Origin of the sequence: Paenarthrobacter aurescens, assembly GCF_041549525.1 — a bacterium.
In the GTDB taxonomy this organism is placed as follows: Bacteria; Actinomycetota; Actinomycetes; order Actinomycetales; family Micrococcaceae; genus Arthrobacter; species Arthrobacter aurescens.
In genome coordinates, this window is the sequence record NZ_CP157456.1 from 643398 (window position 1) to 661125 (window position 17728).

Annotated in this window: 13 protein-coding genes, 1 tRNA gene and 1 other RNA gene; 6 read left to right on the top strand and 9 right to left on the bottom strand. The window is 63.3% G+C overall.

The window, feature by feature from the left end; translation table 11 throughout:
- Window positions 1-101: 101 nt before the first annotated feature.
- Entirely contained in the window at window positions 102-620 is a 519-nt protein-coding gene (locus tag ABI796_RS03185) for a DUF427 domain-containing protein (RefSeq protein ID WP_141283271.1), read from the bottom strand.
- A 127-nt stretch (window positions 621-747) separates the two neighbouring features.
- On the opposite strand from ABI796_RS03185, the gene ABI796_RS03190 reads away from it, so the two are divergent.
- Window positions 748-1839, top strand: coding sequence for a hypothetical protein (locus ABI796_RS03190; protein WP_246095760.1), 1092 nt, complete (start codon window positions 748-750; stop codon window positions 1837-1839).
- A gap of 135 nt (window positions 1840-1974) precedes the next feature.
- Here ABI796_RS03190 and recR read toward each other — a convergent pair whose 3' ends face one another.
- The 4 genes from recR to ABI796_RS03210 form a co-directional block, all read right to left on the bottom strand.
- A complete protein-coding gene (gene recR / locus ABI796_RS03195; protein ID WP_090824658.1) occupies window positions 1975-2574 on the bottom strand; it encodes a recombination mediator RecR in 600 nt (199 codons plus the stop codon).
- A gap of 33 nt (window positions 2575-2607) precedes the next feature.
- Window positions 2608-5958, bottom strand: a complete 3351-nt coding sequence (locus tag ABI796_RS03200) for a DNA polymerase III subunit gamma and tau (RefSeq protein WP_303446707.1) — start codon at window positions 5956-5958, stop codon at window positions 2608-2610.
- A gap of 34 nt (window positions 5959-5992) precedes the next feature.
- Window positions 5993-6089, bottom strand: an RNA gene (gene ffs, locus ABI796_RS03205) — signal recognition particle sRNA small type.
- Between the two features lie 86 nt (window positions 6090-6175).
- The gene (locus ABI796_RS03210) at window positions 6176-6499 is read right to left on the bottom strand and encodes a hypothetical protein (RefSeq protein ID WP_141283269.1); all 324 of its coding nucleotides are present in this window, start codon (window positions 6497-6499) and stop codon (window positions 6176-6178) included.
- Window positions 6500-6802: 303 nt separating this feature from the next.
- Between ABI796_RS03210 and ABI796_RS03215 the strand changes: the two genes are divergently transcribed.
- Window positions 6803-6887: transfer RNA gene (locus ABI796_RS03215), tRNA-Ser, on the top strand.
- Between the two features lie 104 nt (window positions 6888-6991).
- On the opposite strand, the gene ABI796_RS03220 is transcribed toward ABI796_RS03215, so the two are convergent.
- On the bottom strand, window positions 6992-7915 hold the full coding sequence (locus ABI796_RS03220; RefSeq protein ID WP_141283268.1) for a LysR family transcriptional regulator: 924 nt from the start codon (window positions 7913-7915) through the stop codon (window positions 6992-6994).
- Between the two features lie 123 nt (window positions 7916-8038).
- Between ABI796_RS03220 and ABI796_RS03225 the strand changes: the two genes are divergently transcribed.
- Window positions 8039-11500, top strand: coding sequence for a bifunctional proline dehydrogenase/L-glutamate gamma-semialdehyde dehydrogenase (locus tag ABI796_RS03225; protein ID WP_141283267.1), 3462 nt, complete (start codon window positions 8039-8041; stop codon window positions 11498-11500).
- Window positions 11501-11597: 97 nt separating this feature from the next.
- Here ABI796_RS03225 and ABI796_RS03230 read toward each other — a convergent pair whose 3' ends face one another.
- The 3 genes from ABI796_RS03230 to ABI796_RS03240 all read right to left on the bottom strand — a co-directional run bounded on the left by ABI796_RS03230 (window position 11598) and on the right by ABI796_RS03240 (window position 14064).
- Entirely contained in the window at window positions 11598-12524 is a 927-nt protein-coding gene (locus ABI796_RS03230; protein WP_141283266.1) for an oxygenase MpaB family protein, read from the bottom strand.
- A gap of 98 nt (window positions 12525-12622) precedes the next feature.
- Window positions 12623-13522 carry an MFS transporter gene (locus ABI796_RS03235; RefSeq protein ID WP_281283978.1) on the bottom strand — a complete coding sequence of 300 codons (900 nt, stop codon included), beginning with the start codon at window positions 13520-13522 and terminating at the stop codon, window positions 12623-12625.
- Complete coding sequence (locus tag ABI796_RS03240; protein WP_281283977.1) at window positions 13468-14064, bottom strand: MFS transporter; 597 nt, start codon at window positions 14062-14064, stop codon at window positions 13468-13470. Before ABI796_RS03240 ends, ABI796_RS03235 begins: the two co-directional genes overlap by 55 nt.
- Before the next feature lie 97 nt (window positions 14065-14161).
- Between ABI796_RS03240 and ABI796_RS03245 the strand changes: the two genes are divergently transcribed.
- The 3 genes from ABI796_RS03245 to ABI796_RS03255 all read left to right on the top strand — a co-directional run bounded on the left by ABI796_RS03245 (window position 14162) and on the right by ABI796_RS03255 (window position 17611).
- Window positions 14162-14554: a MarR family winged helix-turn-helix transcriptional regulator gene (locus tag ABI796_RS03245; RefSeq protein WP_141283265.1), complete on the top strand. Its 393-nt coding sequence runs from the start codon at window positions 14162-14164 to the stop codon at window positions 14552-14554.
- A gap of 91 nt (window positions 14555-14645) precedes the next feature.
- Entirely contained in the window at window positions 14646-15047 is a 402-nt protein-coding gene (locus ABI796_RS03250) for a hypothetical protein (RefSeq protein ID WP_141283264.1), read from the top strand.
- Window positions 15048-15079: 32 nt separating this feature from the next.
- The gene (locus ABI796_RS03255; protein WP_141283263.1) at window positions 15080-17611 is read left to right on the top strand and encodes a DUF4132 domain-containing protein; all 2532 of its coding nucleotides are present in this window, start codon (window positions 15080-15082) and stop codon (window positions 17609-17611) included.
- The last annotated feature ends 117 nt before the right edge of the window (window positions 17612-17728 follow it).

The window sequence follows — 17728 nt, forward strand, 5'->3', positions numbered from 1 at the left end:
CGGCGTACTCCAATTCGGGCACGCCTGCGTAGCTTATTTGCCCAGTTTATCGCCGCGTGCAGGGCTGGTAGGAATTGTGACCATATAGCGGCCACCTGCACTTACCATCCCGCAGTACCCGGACCACCCTTGAACGGGCCCACGATGTTCCGGGTGATCCAGCCACCGTAAAAGCCGCCCTCCTGGAAGGTCACCTGCTCGCCGTCAATCTCGCAGGAATCCATGCGTTCGGGGTACAGGGCTACCCGGCTGCTGAGCGCTTCGAAGCCCCGGGTGGGCTGCGGGTACGTCCATCCGCCACGTTCAACAACAGTGCCGCCGGCGGTGAGGGTGAAGTAGCTGGCCTCACCCTTGAACTCGCAAAAAGTGGTGCCGCCAACCGGGACCAGCACACCGTCCGGGAAGGCATCCAACGGCACGTAGTAAACCGGGGGATGGCTGGTCTCAAGAACCCTCACGGCATTGGTGGTGTCCACAATCACCTGGCCACCCAGCCGCACCACAATCCGTTCAGATCGGGGCTCAACCCGGGGAGGGCGCGGGTAATCCCACACCGATTCCTGCCCGGGTGCCGGTTTGATGGGACGAGGACGCCTGAAAACACCGTTGAGGGATGCCATGGGCCCATGGTGACACGTTCGGCTGGGATCTCTCCGTGAAAGCCGGTGCCTCGAAACCTTGCAGCCTCGGCGTATCGGTTGGGGCATGCCGGGCGTACCATCCAACTCATGAGGTTTGTGAGCGGCGATGGCCGGCTTGCCTGACCATACGGGCGGTTCGGGTCCGGGATGGAACGAGCCCGAATACGAAGTCATCGGCGGCGGGATGATCGATGACCAGTCATCCAAGGTGAGCGACCTGAAATCAGGCACGGGGGCGCCGCGCGCCCCTGGAAATTTCACCTTGACTGCCGTCGAGGCGTGGCGGAACACACGGAAGTCCTTCACGTCGTGGTGGTTCTGGATGGCCTGCGCACTGGGGATTGCTCTCGCTTGGGGGATAGCCGCCGCGTTGGTGGCCTGGGCAGAGTCCAACGGTTGGTTCGACGCCGACGTCGCAGATGCCGTTCATTTACTGATGGCGGCATTCCTGGCACTCTCAGCGGCCGTGCTGGGGGCCGTGTGGGGCTTCAGGCATTCGAACGGAAGCGTCCCTTCACTGCTGCTTGCAGGAGCCATGCGCGGGGTGGGATTGGCCGTGCCGGCTTGCTCAGTTTTGCTGATGGTGGGCCTCAGCGTCGGCGGGCCGACCGCGCTGGCCGGTGCCGCCGTCGTGGTCATTGTCCTTGAAGTAGCCCTCTTCGGGCTCATCGGTGCTGGTTCGCGGAGATGCTTCGCCAAAGCCACTCCGGGTGCTGCTTTGGCCGTGGTGCTGATGGCATTCCTTTGCCTGGTAAATGTGGCAGTCACAGTCCTGTTACTGCCCTCCACCACGGGCATGGGCCAGGCTTCCGTGCCAGTCAACGTTGAGAGGGACGATTCCGGACGGACCATCTCCTACATGTGTGTTGGCGATCTTCGACCTGTTGAGGTGGCGCACACGGACCGGGTAGCCTGGCTGGCCACCACCAACCCTGCTCTACTCTTGGGTAGCGTGGGCGGGGAACTGGCGCCCACGGACAACCCGATTGGATGGATGTTGTCCGGACTGCAATGGGCCGCCGACGGTCCGTCACGCGAGGTCCCGTGCCTTGACGGGGAATCCAGTGCCGGCCTCGCTCCGTCCATGCCTGTAGCGCTGACGGGATTGCTGCTGCAGACAGTGGTGGCCGCCCTGGTGATGGTGTCGGGATGCTGGCTGGCCGCGCGGAGGCTGCGTACTAGTTCGGGTTCTGGCTGAGCGGCTGCCGAGCGTACTCAGAGATCACGACGCCCGTGCCGAATGCCGTCGTCGAAACCTCCTTGAAGGCGCTGGGCTGGTATACACAAGTTCTCGCACAGGACCCCCATCACGGTTGACGTTGTGATTGCGAGACTACAACAGCGCGTTACGCCGGCCTTCAAAGGCCCGGCCGAGCGTGACTTCGTCGGCATACTCCAGGTCTCCACCCACGGGCAGGCCGGAGGCCAGACGCGTCACGGTGATGCCGATCGACTTGAGCATCCGCGCAAGGTACGTGGCTGTGGCTTCGCCCTCAAGGTTGGGATCCGTGGCGATGATGATCTCCTGAATGGCGCCGTCATTGAGGCGGGTGAGGAGTTCGCGGATACGCAACTGCTCCGGGCCAACGCCCGCTATGGGATTGATGGCCCCGCCCAGCACGTGATAGCGGCCGCGGAAGGACCGCGTGCGCTCCACGGCCAGGACGTCCTTGGACTCCTCAACCACGCAGATGACCGACGGGTCACGGCGCTGGTCACGGCAAATGTTGCACGTTTCCTGCTCGGTCACGTTGAAGCACACGGAGCAGAACTTCACGCGTTCCTTGACCGTGGTGATGGCCGTGACCAGGCGCTTCATATCCTCAGGGTCGGCCTCAAGAATGTGGAACGCCAGGCGCTGTGCTGATTTTGGACCCACACCGGGAAGCCGGCCGAGCTCATCAATCAGCTCTTGAACTGCACCTTCGTACACAATGTCCTCATAAGTTTGAAATCAATGCTGGAGTCAGCGGGGTTGTAGCGGAGAACCGTCCAAGGCGCGCTCTTCTATCAGCTTTCCGCCCAGAATACGCTCCACCGCGGCACGCCCAAAGACGCGGGATTCCTCGATGGTTTCATCCTCCGGGCTGGGAATGTCCTCCGTCACGGCAGCGGGCGCTGCCTGGGTCCTCACCGGCGCCTGAACACGGCCCGCCTGGGCTTCAGGGCTGTTCGTCAACCGCTGGTACAGGCTCTGGCGTCCGTTCGGACTGCCCGACGGCGCACCCTCCTCAAGCGTGGCAACCGAACCGTGCGCTTCCTCGGACTGCACGGCCAAGGAAGGCCAGGTTGCCGGGGCAGGGGCAGTCGATGGGCTGCTGCCCGCCGTGAAACTGTTTGTTGAGGGCTCGCTGCCACCAGCGGGATCAGGCATGGATTGCGTCCCAGGCCAGCTCGACGCCGGAGCAACATCCCAGCTGGAGCTTGGGTTCTGCTCCGCGTTGGTGGGGTGGCCGTAAACTCCGGGGGCAGTGTCTGCTGGCTGCGTCGGTGCTGGCACCTGAGCTGCGGCTGGTTGGTAGTCCGGGGTGGTCTGAGCTGCGGGTGCGGTGTCTTCAGCCGGTTTCTTACCAACGTTGGACTCCGTGCCCACAACCCATGTACCCGGTGCCTGCTCCACTGCACGGGACCACGGATCCTCGGACACGGTGTTGCTCGAGGCTCGGGGCGCTGTGGCAGCAGATGGTGCTTGCGTGGGGATGCTTTGGGCCGGTGTTGCTTCGCGTGCCGGAGCTGGGGCCGGTTGTGAGTTTCCACGGCCGTAGCCGGACGGTGGCTCCCAGTCCGCGGGAGGCTCCTCATCCAGCGGCGGTGCATCCTCGTCGAGCGGCGGACCCCAATCGTCATCAGAGTACGAGTAATCGCCGGACGGCTGGAGGGGCTCGGGCGCCGGGGGAGTCGAGGAAATGGGCTCAGCGGCTGTCGCGCTGGGGGTTGGAGCAGCACTGGCGGTTGGTGCAGCACCGGGGGTTGGTGCGGGGCTGGCCGGTGCAGGGCTGGCTTGGGCGCGGCTGGCTGGTGCCGACTCTGTCCGTTCCACCTGGGCCGGGGCAGTTACGGCCGCGGTGGCCTGTGCTGCCGGTGCGCTCGCTGGTGCCAGACCCCATGCGGAGTCGACCGCTGAGACTGGTGACGGTGCCGGCGTGCCACCTGCTGTAGTAGCGGGGGATCCAACACCACCCGACGTCGGGGCGCCTGTTGGTGCCGCAGCAGCCGGAGTTTCCCGGCTAGTAGGTGCTTTTGGGTTTGGCTCAGAGCTCGCTGAGCTGTTGCCGCCAGCTACCGCGACGATCTGGCAGTCGATGCCGATGGTCTTATGGATCGCTTGCCGAAGGTTCTCCGAGTGATCTGCGCGTCCGAACGCACCTGCAAGGCCACCCGTTGTGAATGCCAGAGTCAGTACCTGGCCATCGAACTGGGCCACCTGCGCGTTCGGTTCCACCAACGCCCACGTGCTGCGCTTGATCTTGGTCAGGGTCTGCAGGACATCCGGCCACGCCCGACGCAAAGCCTCCACATCTCCCGTGCCTCCGGCCCCCGGAGTTGGAGCAGGGGCCGAAGCGGCAGCTTGAGCCGGAGCTTGAGTTGGAGCCGGCGCCGGAGCGGCAGCTTGTGCCGGAGCTTGAGTTGGAGCCGGCGCCGGAGCGGCAGCTTGTGCCGGAGCTTGAGTTGGAGCCGGCGCCGGAGCGGCAGCTTGTGCCGGAGCTTGAGCCTGGGCCGGAGCGGCAGCTTGCGGGGTTGGTGCCTGTTGTGATGCCGCAGCCTGCTGTGGGCGGCCAGCGCCGGGGCGGTCTTCAACAGGCCAGTCGTTGGTGGACACCCGGGGAGCGGTGATGGAATCCCGTGAACCGGCGTCCGCGGACTGCTGAACAGCAGAATGATCGGCGCCTGGTTGGCCTGCAGGGGAATTACCAGCAGCGGGCTGTACTGGCACAGCGGGCGCGGGCACGGACTGCGCTGGCACAGAGGACGCAGGGGCGATCTGCGCGGGCACGGACTGCACGGGCACGGACTGTGCGGCAGCGGACTGCTCCGGGATGGCGGGAGTTTCCGTCGTTGCAGGCGCAGCAGTCGCGGCAGGTGCCGATGGCGTAGTAGCCGCAGCTGCGGGTGAGGCGGCAGCAACAGCGGGGGCACCGGCGTCGCCCGTGTAGTTCAGGCGACGTTCAACGCGGTCGATGCGGGCAGCGATGCCTCGCTCCGTTTGCTCGGCGCTGGGTAGGAGAATGCGTGCGCACAGCAGTTCAAGGTGCAGGCGCGGCGACGTGGCACCGGTCATCTCGGTCAGCGCGGTGTTGGTAACGTCCGCGGCGCGGGACAGCTCAGCCGCTCCAAGGTTGGTTGCCTGGTTGCGCATGCGGGCGATCTGGTCCGCAGGCATTCCACGGAGGATTGCCTGGGCGCTCTCGGGCATGGCTTGGACGATGATGAGATCCCGGAAGCGCTCCAGCAGGTCCTCAACGAATCGCCGGGGATCGTGGCCCGTCTGGATGACCCGGTCAACTGCCCGGAAAACGGTGGCGGAGTCGGCCGCAGCAACAGCATCCACGATGTCATCGAGCAACGAGGCGTGCGTGTAGCCGAGCAGGGCAACAGCGAGCTCGTAGTCCAGGCCGTTAGGTCCGGCGCCGGCCATGAGCTGATCCAGGACGGACAACGTATCGCGGACAGAGCCGCCACCCGCACGGATAACCAGGGAGAGCACGCCGGGGGCTACCGGAACGTTCTCCTGCTGGCAGAGGAGTTCAAGGTACTGCATCAACGGCTCGGGCGGGACCAAGCGGAACGGGTAGTGGTGCGTGCGGGAGCGGATGGTTCCGATCACCTTGTCCGGCTCCGTGGTGGCGAAGATGAACTTGATGTGTTCCGGCGGCTCTTCGACGATCTTCAGAAGCGCGTTGAAGCCAGCCGACGTGACCATGTGGGCCTCGTCAATGATGAAGATTTTGTAGCGGTCCCGGACCGGAGCGAAGGTTGCGCGCTCGCGGAGATCGCGGGCGTCGTCAACACCACCATGGCTGGCGGCGTCGATCTCGATGACATCCAGCGAGCCGGACCCGCCGCGCGCCAGTTCGATGCAGCTGGGGCACTTGCCGCAGGGGGTGTCCGTGGGGCCCTCGGCGCAGTTCAGGCAGCGTGCAAGGATGCGCGCCGATGTGGTCTTGCCACAACCGCGGGGACCGGAGAAGAGGTAGGCGTGGTTCACGCGGTTCTTGCGGAGCGCCGTCATCAGCGGCTCCGTGACGTGTTCCTGCCCGATAACGTCCGCGAAAGAGTCCGGGCGGTACCTTCGATACAGGGCAGTTGTAACAGTCACAAGTGAAACCTACCTATAGGGACTGACAGTTAAAGTAAGTGACCCCTCATGCACCCGCCAGAGCCCATCTACCCTTGCTACCTTCCGGTCCTGGGGGAGTTCAACAGGATGACGCCACATGAGGGGCCGTCGACAAGCTTACCCGAACTTGGGTTGGGGTTCGAATCGGCTCGAAGGGCTGTGGATAAGGCTCGACGGCGGCTGGTCGAGTGGGGATTCACCACCACCCATTCACGGCCCACGTCATCAAAGCCGGCTCCTCGTAAGGGTGCGCTGCCCGCAGAGCCTGCACAACGCCGTCGAGCAGGTCCTCCTCAACCACGCATTCCACCCGGGTTTCGGGCACCTGCTCCTCAATCCCCACCTCGCCTACGAAGGGGCGCGCTCCGGGCAGCGGCGTGAAGCGACCGGTGCCTGGTGAAGTAAAAGCGCAGTGGGAGTAGTCGCCGATCCTCCCGGCTCCTGCGTCGCCCATGGCCAGGAGGACCTCTTCGATGTGTGTCTCCGGAACGTAAACCACCAAGGCATGCAGCTGTGTCATGCGGACATCCTGTCAATAAAGTTCGGCTACAAACAGGTCTCAACCATTGCAAAACACCCCACCTCAGCGGACCATGGGTATGTACACCGATTGGGGCAATCTCAAGATTGTGAGCTGCGGGGCCTGGGAGCGAGGGGTCGGACCCGGCAGCTCAACGTTGTACTGCAAGAATGGGCGCGTTGGGGGCGTCCATTTTTCCGTTAAAGCGTGATTCATGAGGGTGTTCCGGACCGGCGAATCACCCCGATTACACGATGCTGAAATTCTCAGGTACAGTAGTATCTGCTTTCGAATCGGAAGCAAGGAGAATTCGCCTAGCGGCCTATGGCGCACGCCTGGAACGCGTGTTGGGTTAACGCCCTCGGGGGTTCAAATCCCCCATTCTCCGCCGGGAAGGCTTCTGGATCCTATGGGTCCAGGAGCCTTTTTCTTTGCCCTGTAGAGGGACCTGGCGTTACGAGCGGTGGCCCATGAGTCTGCTGGGCGGGTGAGTTAGTCCTCCGAGCCAAGCCCGCTCTGACGATGAGCGGCCGCCACCCTCTCCAGGACTTCACGGCATGCCGCAGTTGCGGGGTGGATGCGGCCGGCTGTGCGTGTGGAGGTGAAGACGGTTCGCTTCGGCAGGCTTGGGAGGTCCAGCAGCTGGACCGTGCGGCTGCGGCCGGTCCAGACAAGGTCAGGCATGAGGGCCACTGCGTTGCCGGATTCAATGAGCCGGATCTGTGCTTGCAGGTCCGCGGTTTCGTAGCGCACATCCGGCTCGAAGCCCGCCGAACGGCACGCCTGCTCAGCCCAATGTCTTGAGGCAGCCCCGCGCGGTTCCATAACCCAGGGCATGGCGGCAGTGTCAGCGAGTGAGGAAACAGTTTCCCCGCCGAGTCCCACTGGGGGAGTGGCCAGCCGGATGGCATCGCTGGTGAGGGTGACGCGGTCCAGTCCGCTGTGGTGCGGAGCCGCGTGGCCGGGGTATTGCTCGGCCACCACAAGATCGAAGTCCCGCGCCCATGTCTCATACAGGGCAGTCTCCGGCTCGCGCTGGGTCATCTCCACCCGGACCTCCGGGTACTCCTGGCGCATGATGCTGAGGAAGTCCGGGAGCAGGGCAAGTGCGGCGGATTGGAACACTGCGAGCCGGACGGTTCCGGTAACCATGGACAGAGAAGCCGCGAGCTCGGTCTCGGCGCGCTCCAGAGTCTCCAGGAGGGCCGCGGTGTGGGCTACCAGGATCTCCGCCTGCGGAGTCAGCTGTACCCGCCGCCCGGCCTTGCGGAGCAATTCCACGCCCGCTTCCTTTTCCAGCAACGTCAGCTGCTGGGAGACCGAGGAAGGGCTGTATTGCATGGCATCGGCCACCTCGGCGAGGGTTCCGCGGATCTTCAATTCGTGCAGCAAACGCAGCCTGCGAACGTCCAACAAGGCGGCCTCCAAAGGTTCGGGATGGGTAATGCATATTCGTCAGAAAACATCGCTTTTCCTAACGTGATTGTAGATCCATACTGATGGAAACAAACAAACTTCTCCGTCCCAGAAGGAGCCCCCATGACCAGCACACTCCCGGATGCCACCGCCCCCCGCATCCAGGATTCCGGGCAGTTCGATGCTTTGGCCCAAGAAGCCATCGCCTTGGTCCGCCACTGGCTCACCGAAGCAAGCAAGATCCCCGTGGACGTGTCCGCCCAGCGCCTTGCCGGCGTCCTGAAGGACCCGAACGGGCTGGACTTCACCGTAGGATTCGTCGACGGCGTCATCCGCCCCGAGGACCTGTCGGTCGCCGGCCGCAAGCTCGCAGAGCTCGCTCCCAAGGTGCCCAAGTTCCTCCCGTGGTACATGCGCAGCGCTGTCCGCGTGGGCGGCGTCATGGCCCCGATCGTCCCGCAGGTAGTGATCCCTATTGCCCGTCGCGTGCTTCGCGAAATGGTGGGCCACCTGATCGTGGACGCCACCGACGCCAAGCTCGGCCCGGCCATTGCCAAGATCCGCCAGGACGGCGTGCACCTGAACGTGAACCTCCTGGGCGAAGCTGTCCTGGGCGAGCACGAGGCACAGCGCCGGCTGGAAGGCACCCTGAAGCTCCTTGCCCGCGATGACGTTGACTATGTCTCCATCAAGGAATCCTCCACAGTGGCGCCGCACTCCCCGTGGGCCTTCGACGAAGCCGTCGACCACGTGGTGGAGAAGCTCACCCCGCTGTACCGCCTCGCCGCGTCCTTTCCCAAGCCCAAGTTCATCAACCTGGACATGGAGGAATACAAGGACCTCAGCATGACCATTGCGGTGTTCAAGCGCATCCTGGACATGCCCGAGTTCAAGAACCTCGAGGCCGGCATCGTCCTCCAGGCTTACCTCCCGGACGCCCTTGGCGCCATGCAGGAACTCCAGGAGTGGGCTGCAGCCCGTCGCGCCCAGGGCGGCGCACCCATCAAGGTCCGCGTGGTCAAGGGCGCCAACCTCCCCATGGAGCAGGTTGAAGCATCCCTGCACGACTGGCCGCTGGCTACCTGGGGTACCAAGCAGGACTCGGACACCAGCTACAAGAACGTCATCAACTACGCCCTCACCCCGGAGCGCATTGATGCTGTTCGCATCGGCGTGGCAGGCCACAACCTGTTCGACGTCGCCTTTGCGTGGTTGCTCGCCAAGGAACGTGGCGTGACCAAGGGCATTGAATTCGAAATGCTCCTGGGCATGGCAACCGGCCAGGCCACGGCCGTCCGCAAGGATGTTGGCAGCCTCCTGCTCTACACACCGGTAGTCCACCCGGGTGAGTTCGACGTCGCCATCGCCTACCTGATCCGCCGCCTCGAAGAAGGTGCCAGCCAGGAAAACTTCATGTCCGCAGTGTTCGAGCTCAGTGAAAACGAAGCCCTGTTCAAGCGGGAGCAGAAGCGCTTCCTGGACTCTTTGGCCAACATGACGGACGAGGTTCCCGGCCCCAACCGCCAGCAGGACCGCCGTCTCCCCGCTGAGCCGGCGCCGCTGGAGGGGTTCCGCAACACCCCGGACACGGACCCGGCACTCCCGGCCAACCGTGCCTGGGGCCGCGAGATCCTCAAGCGCATCCCCGGCTCCACCGCGGGCAACAAGATCGTCGAATCCACCAAGGTCTCCGACGCCGCCCAACTGGACCGCATCATCGCCACCGCCGTGGACCACGGCAAGGCCTGGGGCGCCCGTCCCGCCGCCGAGCGCGCAGCCATCCTGCACCGCGCCGGTGAGGTCCTCGAAGCCCGTCGCGCCGAACTGCTGGAGGTCATGGCCTCCGAAACCGGCAAGACCATCGATCAAGGCGACCCCGAGGTCAGCGAAGCAATCGACTTCGCGCACTACTACGCCGAGCGCGCCAAGGACCTGGAAACGGTCGACGGCGCCACGTTCGTCCCAGCCAACCTCACCGTGGTGACACCCCCGTGGAACTTCCCGGTGGCGATCCCCGCAGGCTCCACGCTCGCAGCGCTCGCCTCAGGCTCCGCCGTCGTGATCAAGCCTGCAAAGCAGGCCCGCCGCTCCGGTTCGGTGATGGTGGATGCGCTCTGGGAAGCCGGCGTGCCGCGTGAAGTGCTTGCACTGGTGCAGCTTGAGGAGCGTGACCTTGGCACCCAGCTGGTTTCGCACCCGAGCGTTGACCGCGTCATCCTCACCGGTGGCTACGAAACCGCTGAACTGTTCCGCTCCTTCCGCAAGGACCTGCCGCTGCTCGCGGAGACGTCCGGCAAGAACGCCATCATTGTCACCCCCAGTGCCGACCTGGACCTTGCCGCCAAGGACGTCGTTTACTCGGCCTTCGGCCACGCCGGCCAGAAGTGCTCGGCTGCCTCGCTGGTGATCCTGGTGGGTTCGGTTGCCAAGAGCGCCCGTTTCCACAACCAGCTGATCGACGCCGCCCGGTCCCTGACCGTGGGCTACCCGGAGGATGCCACCACGCAGATGGGCCCGATCATCGAGCCCGCCAACGGCAAGCTCCTCAACGCCCTCACCACCCTGGGCGACGGTGAAGCCTGGGCCATCAAACCCGAGCGCCTCGACGAGACCGGCCGCCTGTGGTCCCCGGGCATCCGCTCGGGAGTCAAGCGCAGTTCCTACTTCCACCTCACGGAGTTCTTCGGCCCGGTCCTGGGCGTCATGACCGCCGAAACCCTCGAAGAAGCAATCGCCATCCAGAACGAGATCGAGTACGGCCTCACCGCCGGCCTGCACTCGTTGGACTCCGCCGAAATGGGCGTCTGGCTGGACAAGATCCAGGCCGGAAACCTGTACGTCAACCGTGGCATCACCGGTGCGATCGTCCAGCGCCAGCCCTTCGGTGGATGGAAGAAGTCGGCAGTGGGCGCGGGTACCAAGGCCGGTGGACCGAACTACCTGATGGGCCTGGGCAGCTGGCTCCCTGCTGAAGCCAAGGCCAAGCGCGGAACTATGCTTCAGGGCGCGCCTGCGCAGATCCTCGCTGCTGCAAAGTCGGTGGACGTGTCCGCTGAAGAACTCCAGAGCCTTCAGCAGTCACTCTTCAGCGATGCCGCTGCCTGGGAATCCGAGTTCGGCACCACCAAGGATGTCTCCGCCCTGTCCGCAGAGCGCAACGTCTTCCGCTACCGCTCCCTCCCCGTCACCATCCGCCTGTCCGAAGGTGAGCGACTCGCCGATCTTCTCCGTGTTGCAGCAGCCGGGGCAGCGGCGGGCTCGAAGCTGACGGTGAGCTCCGCCGTCGTGCTTCCTGACGCCGTGGTGAGCGTGTTCGCGAACCTGGGCGTCAGCGTCCGGATCGAGGACGACGCCGCGTGGCTGGCCCGTGCAGCAAAGTTCGACGCCGGCCGGATCCGCCTGATCGGTGGCGACTTCGCTGCGCTGAGCGCAGCCATGGGTGGCCGTCCGGACGTAGCGGTCTACCACGGTGTTGTGACCCAGGCCGGCAGGGTGGAGATGCTGCCGTTCCTCCGCGAACAGGCCGTATCCATCACTGCCCACCGCTTCGGCACCCCGAACCACCTCTCTGATCACCTGATCTAGCCCTTCCCGCCGAGGGGTGAGCTCGCGGCTGAAAGGGTTGAGAGCTCACCCCCTCGGCGAAGGGTGGGGGAAGGGGCGGGTGGGGAATTCATGAGAGCTAACCTCTCGGAGACCACTCGAGCCTTTGCAACCGCTGCCGGGCGGCTTGTTCGCTTGGGCCGTGGGCGCCCAGGGCAAACCGGACCATGCCCAGCACGGCCCGTGCGGCGGTGACGACGGGCAGGGGAACCGGACCGAGCCGGGGGCGGCGGATACCGAGCATCTCGCGGTACTTGGGTTCAAGGCTTGCGACGGCGGCCGCAAACAGGATGGTGTAGCCGGGCTTGAGGAGCGGGCTCAGGGGCGGGTAGCGGATGAACGACACCGTCTCGGCCAGCCGCTCATCTGCCCGGAGTACTCCGGAGGCGTACCACTGCTCCAGTTCTTCACGGACCTGGGCTTCGGTGACTGGCGGTTCTACAACTCCCATGAGTCGTCCGGCCGCCGCCCACTCGCGAACGTAGGCATCCGCCCCGCCGGGGATGGGCCGGCCCCAAATGCGGTTGGCGGTGATGAAGGAATCCGCGTAGGTGACGTGAACCCAGCGGAGTAGCTCGGGATCATTGGCCGCGTACTCCCGCAGGACCCCGTTGCCGTCCACATACGTACCCCGGACACGCTCGTGGATCTTCCGGACCACGGCAGTAGCGGATGCGGCGGCCTCGGTGGAACCGTAGGTCACGGTGAAAATCCATCGCACCGTGTTGGCCAAACGGCCCAGCGGATCTTTCTGGAATCCCGAGTGCTCATAAACCCCGGCCAAAGCGCCAGGATGCAAAGCCTGCATCAGCAGAACCCTGATCCCGGCCACGATGGTTGCCACATGGCCATGCACCGCCCAGACTGCCGAGCCCGGAAGGTGATATCCGGCGTCGTTCCCTTCAGCCAGGCGCGGCACCCACTCCGGAGGCGTGCCCGACGTCCCCGTGAACGTGCGCTGAAGTTCGTGCCTGTACTCCGTGAGGTAATTCCTCATAGATCCCATGAGACCTCTATATTGCGGCCCTGTACAGGGGAGTTTATGTACAGATAATGCCCTTATGACCGACGAATAAGGGCATTATCTGTACAAAAACGCGGAGGTTAGGTGCGGACGCGGCGGCGTTTCGGTGCGGCGGCCACCAGCAGCGCGGCGATGGCGACGGCGGCACTCAGGATCAGGCCCGGACGGTACTGTTCCAGCATGGCTTGGGCGCTGACGGTTCCGGCGGCCTGACCGTGTCCGCTGACCAAGGCCGTGGTGACCGCCAGGACCAGGGCTGCTCCCACCTGGGTGCTGGTCTGGATCAAACCTGCAGCCAGACCCTGTTCGGAATCCTTGATCCCGGCAGTGGCCTGGACGTTGATGGACGGGAACGCCAGCGCGAAGCCGATGCCCAGCAGGACCACGGACGGCAGGATGTCCAACACGTAATTGGGCGTGGTGCCCACCCGGAGGAACAGGACGTACCCCAGGCCAAGCGCCGTGAGCCCGGTCAGGATCAGCTGCGTGGCGCCGAACTTCTCAATGAGCCGATCCGCGAACGGGGCGCTGGTAGCCACCAACAGACCTGCCGGCAGCAGGGCCAAGGCCATTCCCAGCGGCGTCCAGCCCAGCACCGATTGCAGGTACATGGTGACGATGAACTGGAAGCTGAGGTAGGAGCCGAACAGCCCCACCGCGCTGAGGTTTGCTCTTGCCACCCACCCTTCCTTGAGGATGCTGAAGCGGATCAAGGGATGCTTGACCTTGTTCTCGATCACCGCGAAGGCAGCCAGCACGGCGATGGATACTGCGAATCCGGCGATTGTTGCCACAGATCCCCAGCCCTGCTCAGGTGCTGAAACCAAGGTGTACACGAGGCCAAGCATGCCCAGCGCGAGCGTCACGGCTCCCCAAAGATCGTGCCCGCTGTTCTCCGCCGACGGCTTGTCCTTGGGAATGAATTTCATGCCCAGGAAGCCACGACGACGGCGATCGGCACCGAGACGAGGAACGTCCAACGCCAGCTCAGGCTGGTCATCAGCCCGCCCACCACCAGGCCCAGCGAGAAGCCGCTGGCACCGAACGTGGTGAAGATGAACAGTGCCTTGTTGCGTTCGCGCCCCTCAGCGAAGTTGGTGGTGATGATGGAGAAGCCGGTGGGGGCGGTGAACGCCGCGGCCAAGCCCTTGATGAAGCGGGTGGCGATCAGGATGGCGGGGTCGTCCACCAACCCGCCCAGCAATGAAGCCGCGGCGAAGACGGTCAAAGCGATAAGGAAGATTCGACGCCGGCCCAACAGGTCCGCGAGCCGGCCTCCGAGGAGCAGCAGGCTTCCGTAGCCAAGGACGTAGGCGGAGACGATCCACTGCAAGGAGTCGGTTCCCAGGTTGAGTTCCTGCCCGATGGAAGGCAGTGCGACGCCAACCATGGAAACGTCCAAACCATCCAAGGCAAGGACGGTGCACACAACCATGAGCAGCAACCACTGGGCGCGGGTCCAGTGAACTGCTGAAACCAAAGGCGGCTCAGTTGAGGTTTTGAGGGTGGTGGGTGATGTCATGATTTTGAATGTACATGACGCGTCATTCAATGACAAGGAATATGATGCGTCATCTTATGACATGGATTCCAACGGCGTCATGAACTAGAATCAGGGCATGGCAACGACGCGTGACCGTCAACTGCAGGACCGCCAATTGGTGGAACAGTGGCGCAGCATCCAGAACTCCTACTTCCGCACCGCCGGAGCGATCGACCGCGCCCTTGAAGCCAAGTTCGACATCGGCCTCAACGAGTTCGAGATCCTTGACCTCGTGGCCGAGAGTGAAGAATCTGCGTGCCGGATGAAGGCGCTGGGGGAGCGCACCCCCATGACGCAGAGTGCAGTATCCAAGGTGGTGGACCGGCTGGAAAAGGCAGGCCTGGTGTCCCGGGAAACGTGCGTTGATGATCGCCGTTCCCTTTTCCTGGAACTCACCGAGGCAGGCCGCACACTCCACGCCAATGCCGCCGTCGAACACCGTGCGTTGCTGAAGGAAAACCTGGGCTGACCCAAGTGCCCGAATGGGCAGCGGGGCAGCCACCGTTGTCAGAGCTGCCATATATGATGCGGACAAAGCCTAGAGAATCGGTGGAAGCATCATGGCGTCGTTGCGCATTTGCGATGAGAAATTGCCCGGAACCGGGGGGACGGAGCAGCCAGAGCTGTCCGGACTGCCGGACGTCATCACTGTGGAAGAACTGATTCGCTGGCGTGTGCGTGAAGAAGTGGCACGATACAACGCGAACGCCAATGGAAAATTCAACGGACTGATAGAGCCTCTCACCAAGGAGCGTGAGCTCAATGCTGATGGTGGCCAGAAGTCCCTACGCCAGCCCATCAAGTGGGAGGAGCAGGCTGAGACGGCAGTGCGGGGTTTCGAACGAAATGCATTCTTTGTGATGGTTGACGGCCAACAGGCCTGCAATCTCTCTGATTACATTGATGTGCTCAAGGCTACGGAAGCAACCTTTATCAAGCTCGTTCCACTGGTGGGGGGCTGAACAGGGTGGCCGAATCAACGGGACAAACGGACATGCCCGAAAGCTTGCGCCTGCTGGCAAAAGGGCAGCAGGGGCAGTTACGGGACTTCTTCGATACTCCGTACTCAGAGTGGAATGCGGCGAGAGAACTGCGGGAAGGATACCGCGAACGGTTTGCCCTTTACTTGGAGGAACTCACCCCGGAGGGGCAAAAGGGAGCATTCGCGCTTGCTTTCGAACTGGTACGCAGGCACGCGTATGGCCTGGCCGACCGGTACTACGAACCCTTGGGTATCCCTGATGGATATGCCCACATGCCGCCACCCGTCCAGGAGTCGCTCACAGTCCTCTCGGGGCTCGCCCCGCTGGAATGGAACGCCGAAGAGCTGGACTGGATGCTGTCCAACCGGCCCTACTCCCGCTACATCTACCCATCTTGGCGCCAAGCGTTTCATGGTCCCTTGGTGTCTCTGGAGCCAACTGAGCGCCGGAAAATACCAGCGGCGACCCGTCAGATGGAAGCCATACTGCTCGCTGAACTGCGGGACGGGCCGGGGTTGCCCCTGGAAGTACGGGAGCTTGACGAAGTACTCCTTGCTGACGACTTCGAATCGGGTCGCATTCCACTGCAGTACGTTTCCGATGCAGACGACTTCGGCCCGTCGGTACGTGATGCGGTAAGCGCGGTCATGCCCGAATACCAGGCCGCGCGGCTGCTGCTCTTCATGAACGAGCTGACAGCTCTGAAGCCGACGGCAAAGTGGAAACGTGCTGCTGCCTCGCGTCTGACGGAGCAGCCGGAGGCCGTGCAGGTAGCACAGGTCCTTCTGGGGCTGGCTGCGGAACGGAGACCCACTGCGGACCTGGGCGAGATTTCCTGTGTCACCCAGCACCTGGGATCGGTCCTGCGCGCCTCGTTCTGGTTGCTTGCGCTCCAGAACGATGCACCGGCCCATATCGCCCTCATTCGTGATGCCGCCGCCTATCTGGGGGCCGGACACAACGGCAGGAACGGGGTTTGTCGTTCCACAACCGGCGCCAACGCCGGAGTGGAAGTGCTGTTGGAGATTGCCGGAAGTCACCCGGACTCCATCACTGAGGTGGTTGGTGCCCTGACCAGGATCCGGGATGTGGTCAAGAACAAAAACCTGCATAAACGCCTCGTTAACGTCGTCGACCAACTTTCCGCCGAACAAGGTATCGCTCCCTCGGAACTCTTGGAAACGGCCATCCCAAACCTTGGGTTTACTGAGGAAGGCACTAAGACATTCCTCAGCGACGGGTACACGGCAACACTTTCCCTGACGTATGGATCAAGTGGACCCGGTGTAGAGCTCGCCTGGTTTGATGCCAATGGAGAACCACTCATTACACCTGCGCAGCGCAGGAAAGCCCCGAAGGCGGCAGCCGTGAAACTGGCTGTGAGTGAAGCAAAAAAGGCTGTGGCGAGCCAGCGCCGCAGGATCGAACGACTGATGGCTTCGGAGAGAGCGTGGACAGGGGCCGAGTTCCGTACCCGGTACCTCGAACACCCGGTAGTTGGAACCACCGCCCGCAACCTGCTGTGGACCATCACCGGGAAAGAAGTGGTGTTTTCCGGGTATCCGCGGCCTTCTGGGAATGCCGCCGGGTGGGAACTGGTGGGACTTGAAGGGGAATCACGCGCAATCCCCGCCGAGGCCGGCGTGATTCTCTGGAAGCCCTGGGAACGGGATGTCGAGGAAGTAAGGGCTTGGCGCTCACACCAGCGGGCCCACCAACTGATGCAACCGTTCAGGCAGGTTTACCGCGAACTGTATCTGTTGACTCCAGCGGAGAAGGAGACCGGGCACTATTCCAACAGGTTCGCCGGTCATGTCCTTGACTACCCTCGCGCGATGGCGTTGATGAAAGACCGGGATTGGCATGGCGCGCAGCTCGGTTCCTGGGACGGTGGCCAGGACACACAGCTGTATGTTGACTTTCCCGATGATCGGCTGAGGGCGGGCTTCAGCATTGAACTTCTGGAATCCGGAGAGGAGCGCGCAACCCTATGCTCAACCAACAGGGTGTGGTTCGAGAGGCAAGTTGCCCGCGACACCTGGGAGTCCATGGATCTGGAGGAAGTACCGCGTGCAGTTTTCAGCGAAGCCATGCGCGACGTCGACCTCTTTACCGCAGTGGCAGCAATCGGGCCTGATCCGGGTTGGGCAGATCATCCCAACGGTAACGTCAGGGACTATTGGGGGGCTTCGCATAAGGCGGCACTCTCCGAATCCGCACAGACCCGACGCGAATATCTGAGCGAAATCCTTCCCCGTACAATCCTGTCCCAATGCAGCCGGTTATCAGACCGCCACCTCATCGTGCAGGGAAAACACCGCTCCTACAAGATCCACCTCGGGTCGGGAAACATCCTGATGGATCCGGACGATTCTTACCTCTGCATAGTGCAGGCACCCGGATCACCAGGCCAACGAATCTTCCTGCCTTTTGAGGAAAAGGCTGGAAGGCTCGCGACGATCCTGTCCAAGGCATTCATGCTGATGAACGACCACAAAATCACGGACCCGTCCATTCTTAGCCAGATTCACAGAACCCGCTAAGGAGAAGCAACGCGGCGTTCAAGCGGACAGCAGCTTTGCTCAAGATTCTTGAGCCAAAACTGAGCCAACCTTTCGGCAGAAGGCACCCGGGAAGCCTTTATTTCTCCCGGCATACCC

Excerpts from the sequence above, each read along its gene's own strand:
- ABI796_RS03185 (WP_141283271.1), bottom strand. The coding sequence starts at position 620 with ATGGCATCCCTCAACGGTGTTTTCAGGCGTCCTCGTCCCATCAAACCG.
- ABI796_RS03190 (WP_246095760.1), top strand. The coding sequence starts at position 748 with ATGGCCGGCTTGCCTGACCATACGGGCGGTTCGGGTCCGGGATGGAAC.
- ABI796_RS03210 (WP_141283269.1), bottom strand. The coding sequence starts at position 6,499 with ATGACACAGCTGCATGCCTTGGTGGTTTACGTTCCGGAGACACACATC.
- ABI796_RS03225 (WP_141283267.1), top strand. The coding sequence starts at position 8,039 with ATGACCAGCACACTCCCGGATGCCACCGCCCCCCGCATCCAGGATTCC.
- ABI796_RS03230 (WP_141283266.1), bottom strand. The coding sequence starts at position 12,524 with ATGGGATCTATGAGGAATTACCTCACGGAGTACAGGCACGAACTTCAG.
- ABI796_RS03240 (WP_281283977.1), bottom strand. The coding sequence starts at position 14,064 with ATGACATCACCCACCACCCTCAAAACCTCAACTGAGCCGCCTTTGGTT.
- ABI796_RS03245 (WP_141283265.1), top strand. The coding sequence starts at position 14,162 with ATGGCAACGACGCGTGACCGTCAACTGCAGGACCGCCAATTGGTGGAA.
- ABI796_RS03250 (WP_141283264.1), top strand. The coding sequence starts at position 14,646 with ATGGCGTCGTTGCGCATTTGCGATGAGAAATTGCCCGGAACCGGGGGG.
- ABI796_RS03255 (WP_141283263.1), top strand. The coding sequence starts at position 15,080 with ATGCCCGAAAGCTTGCGCCTGCTGGCAAAAGGGCAGCAGGGGCAGTTA.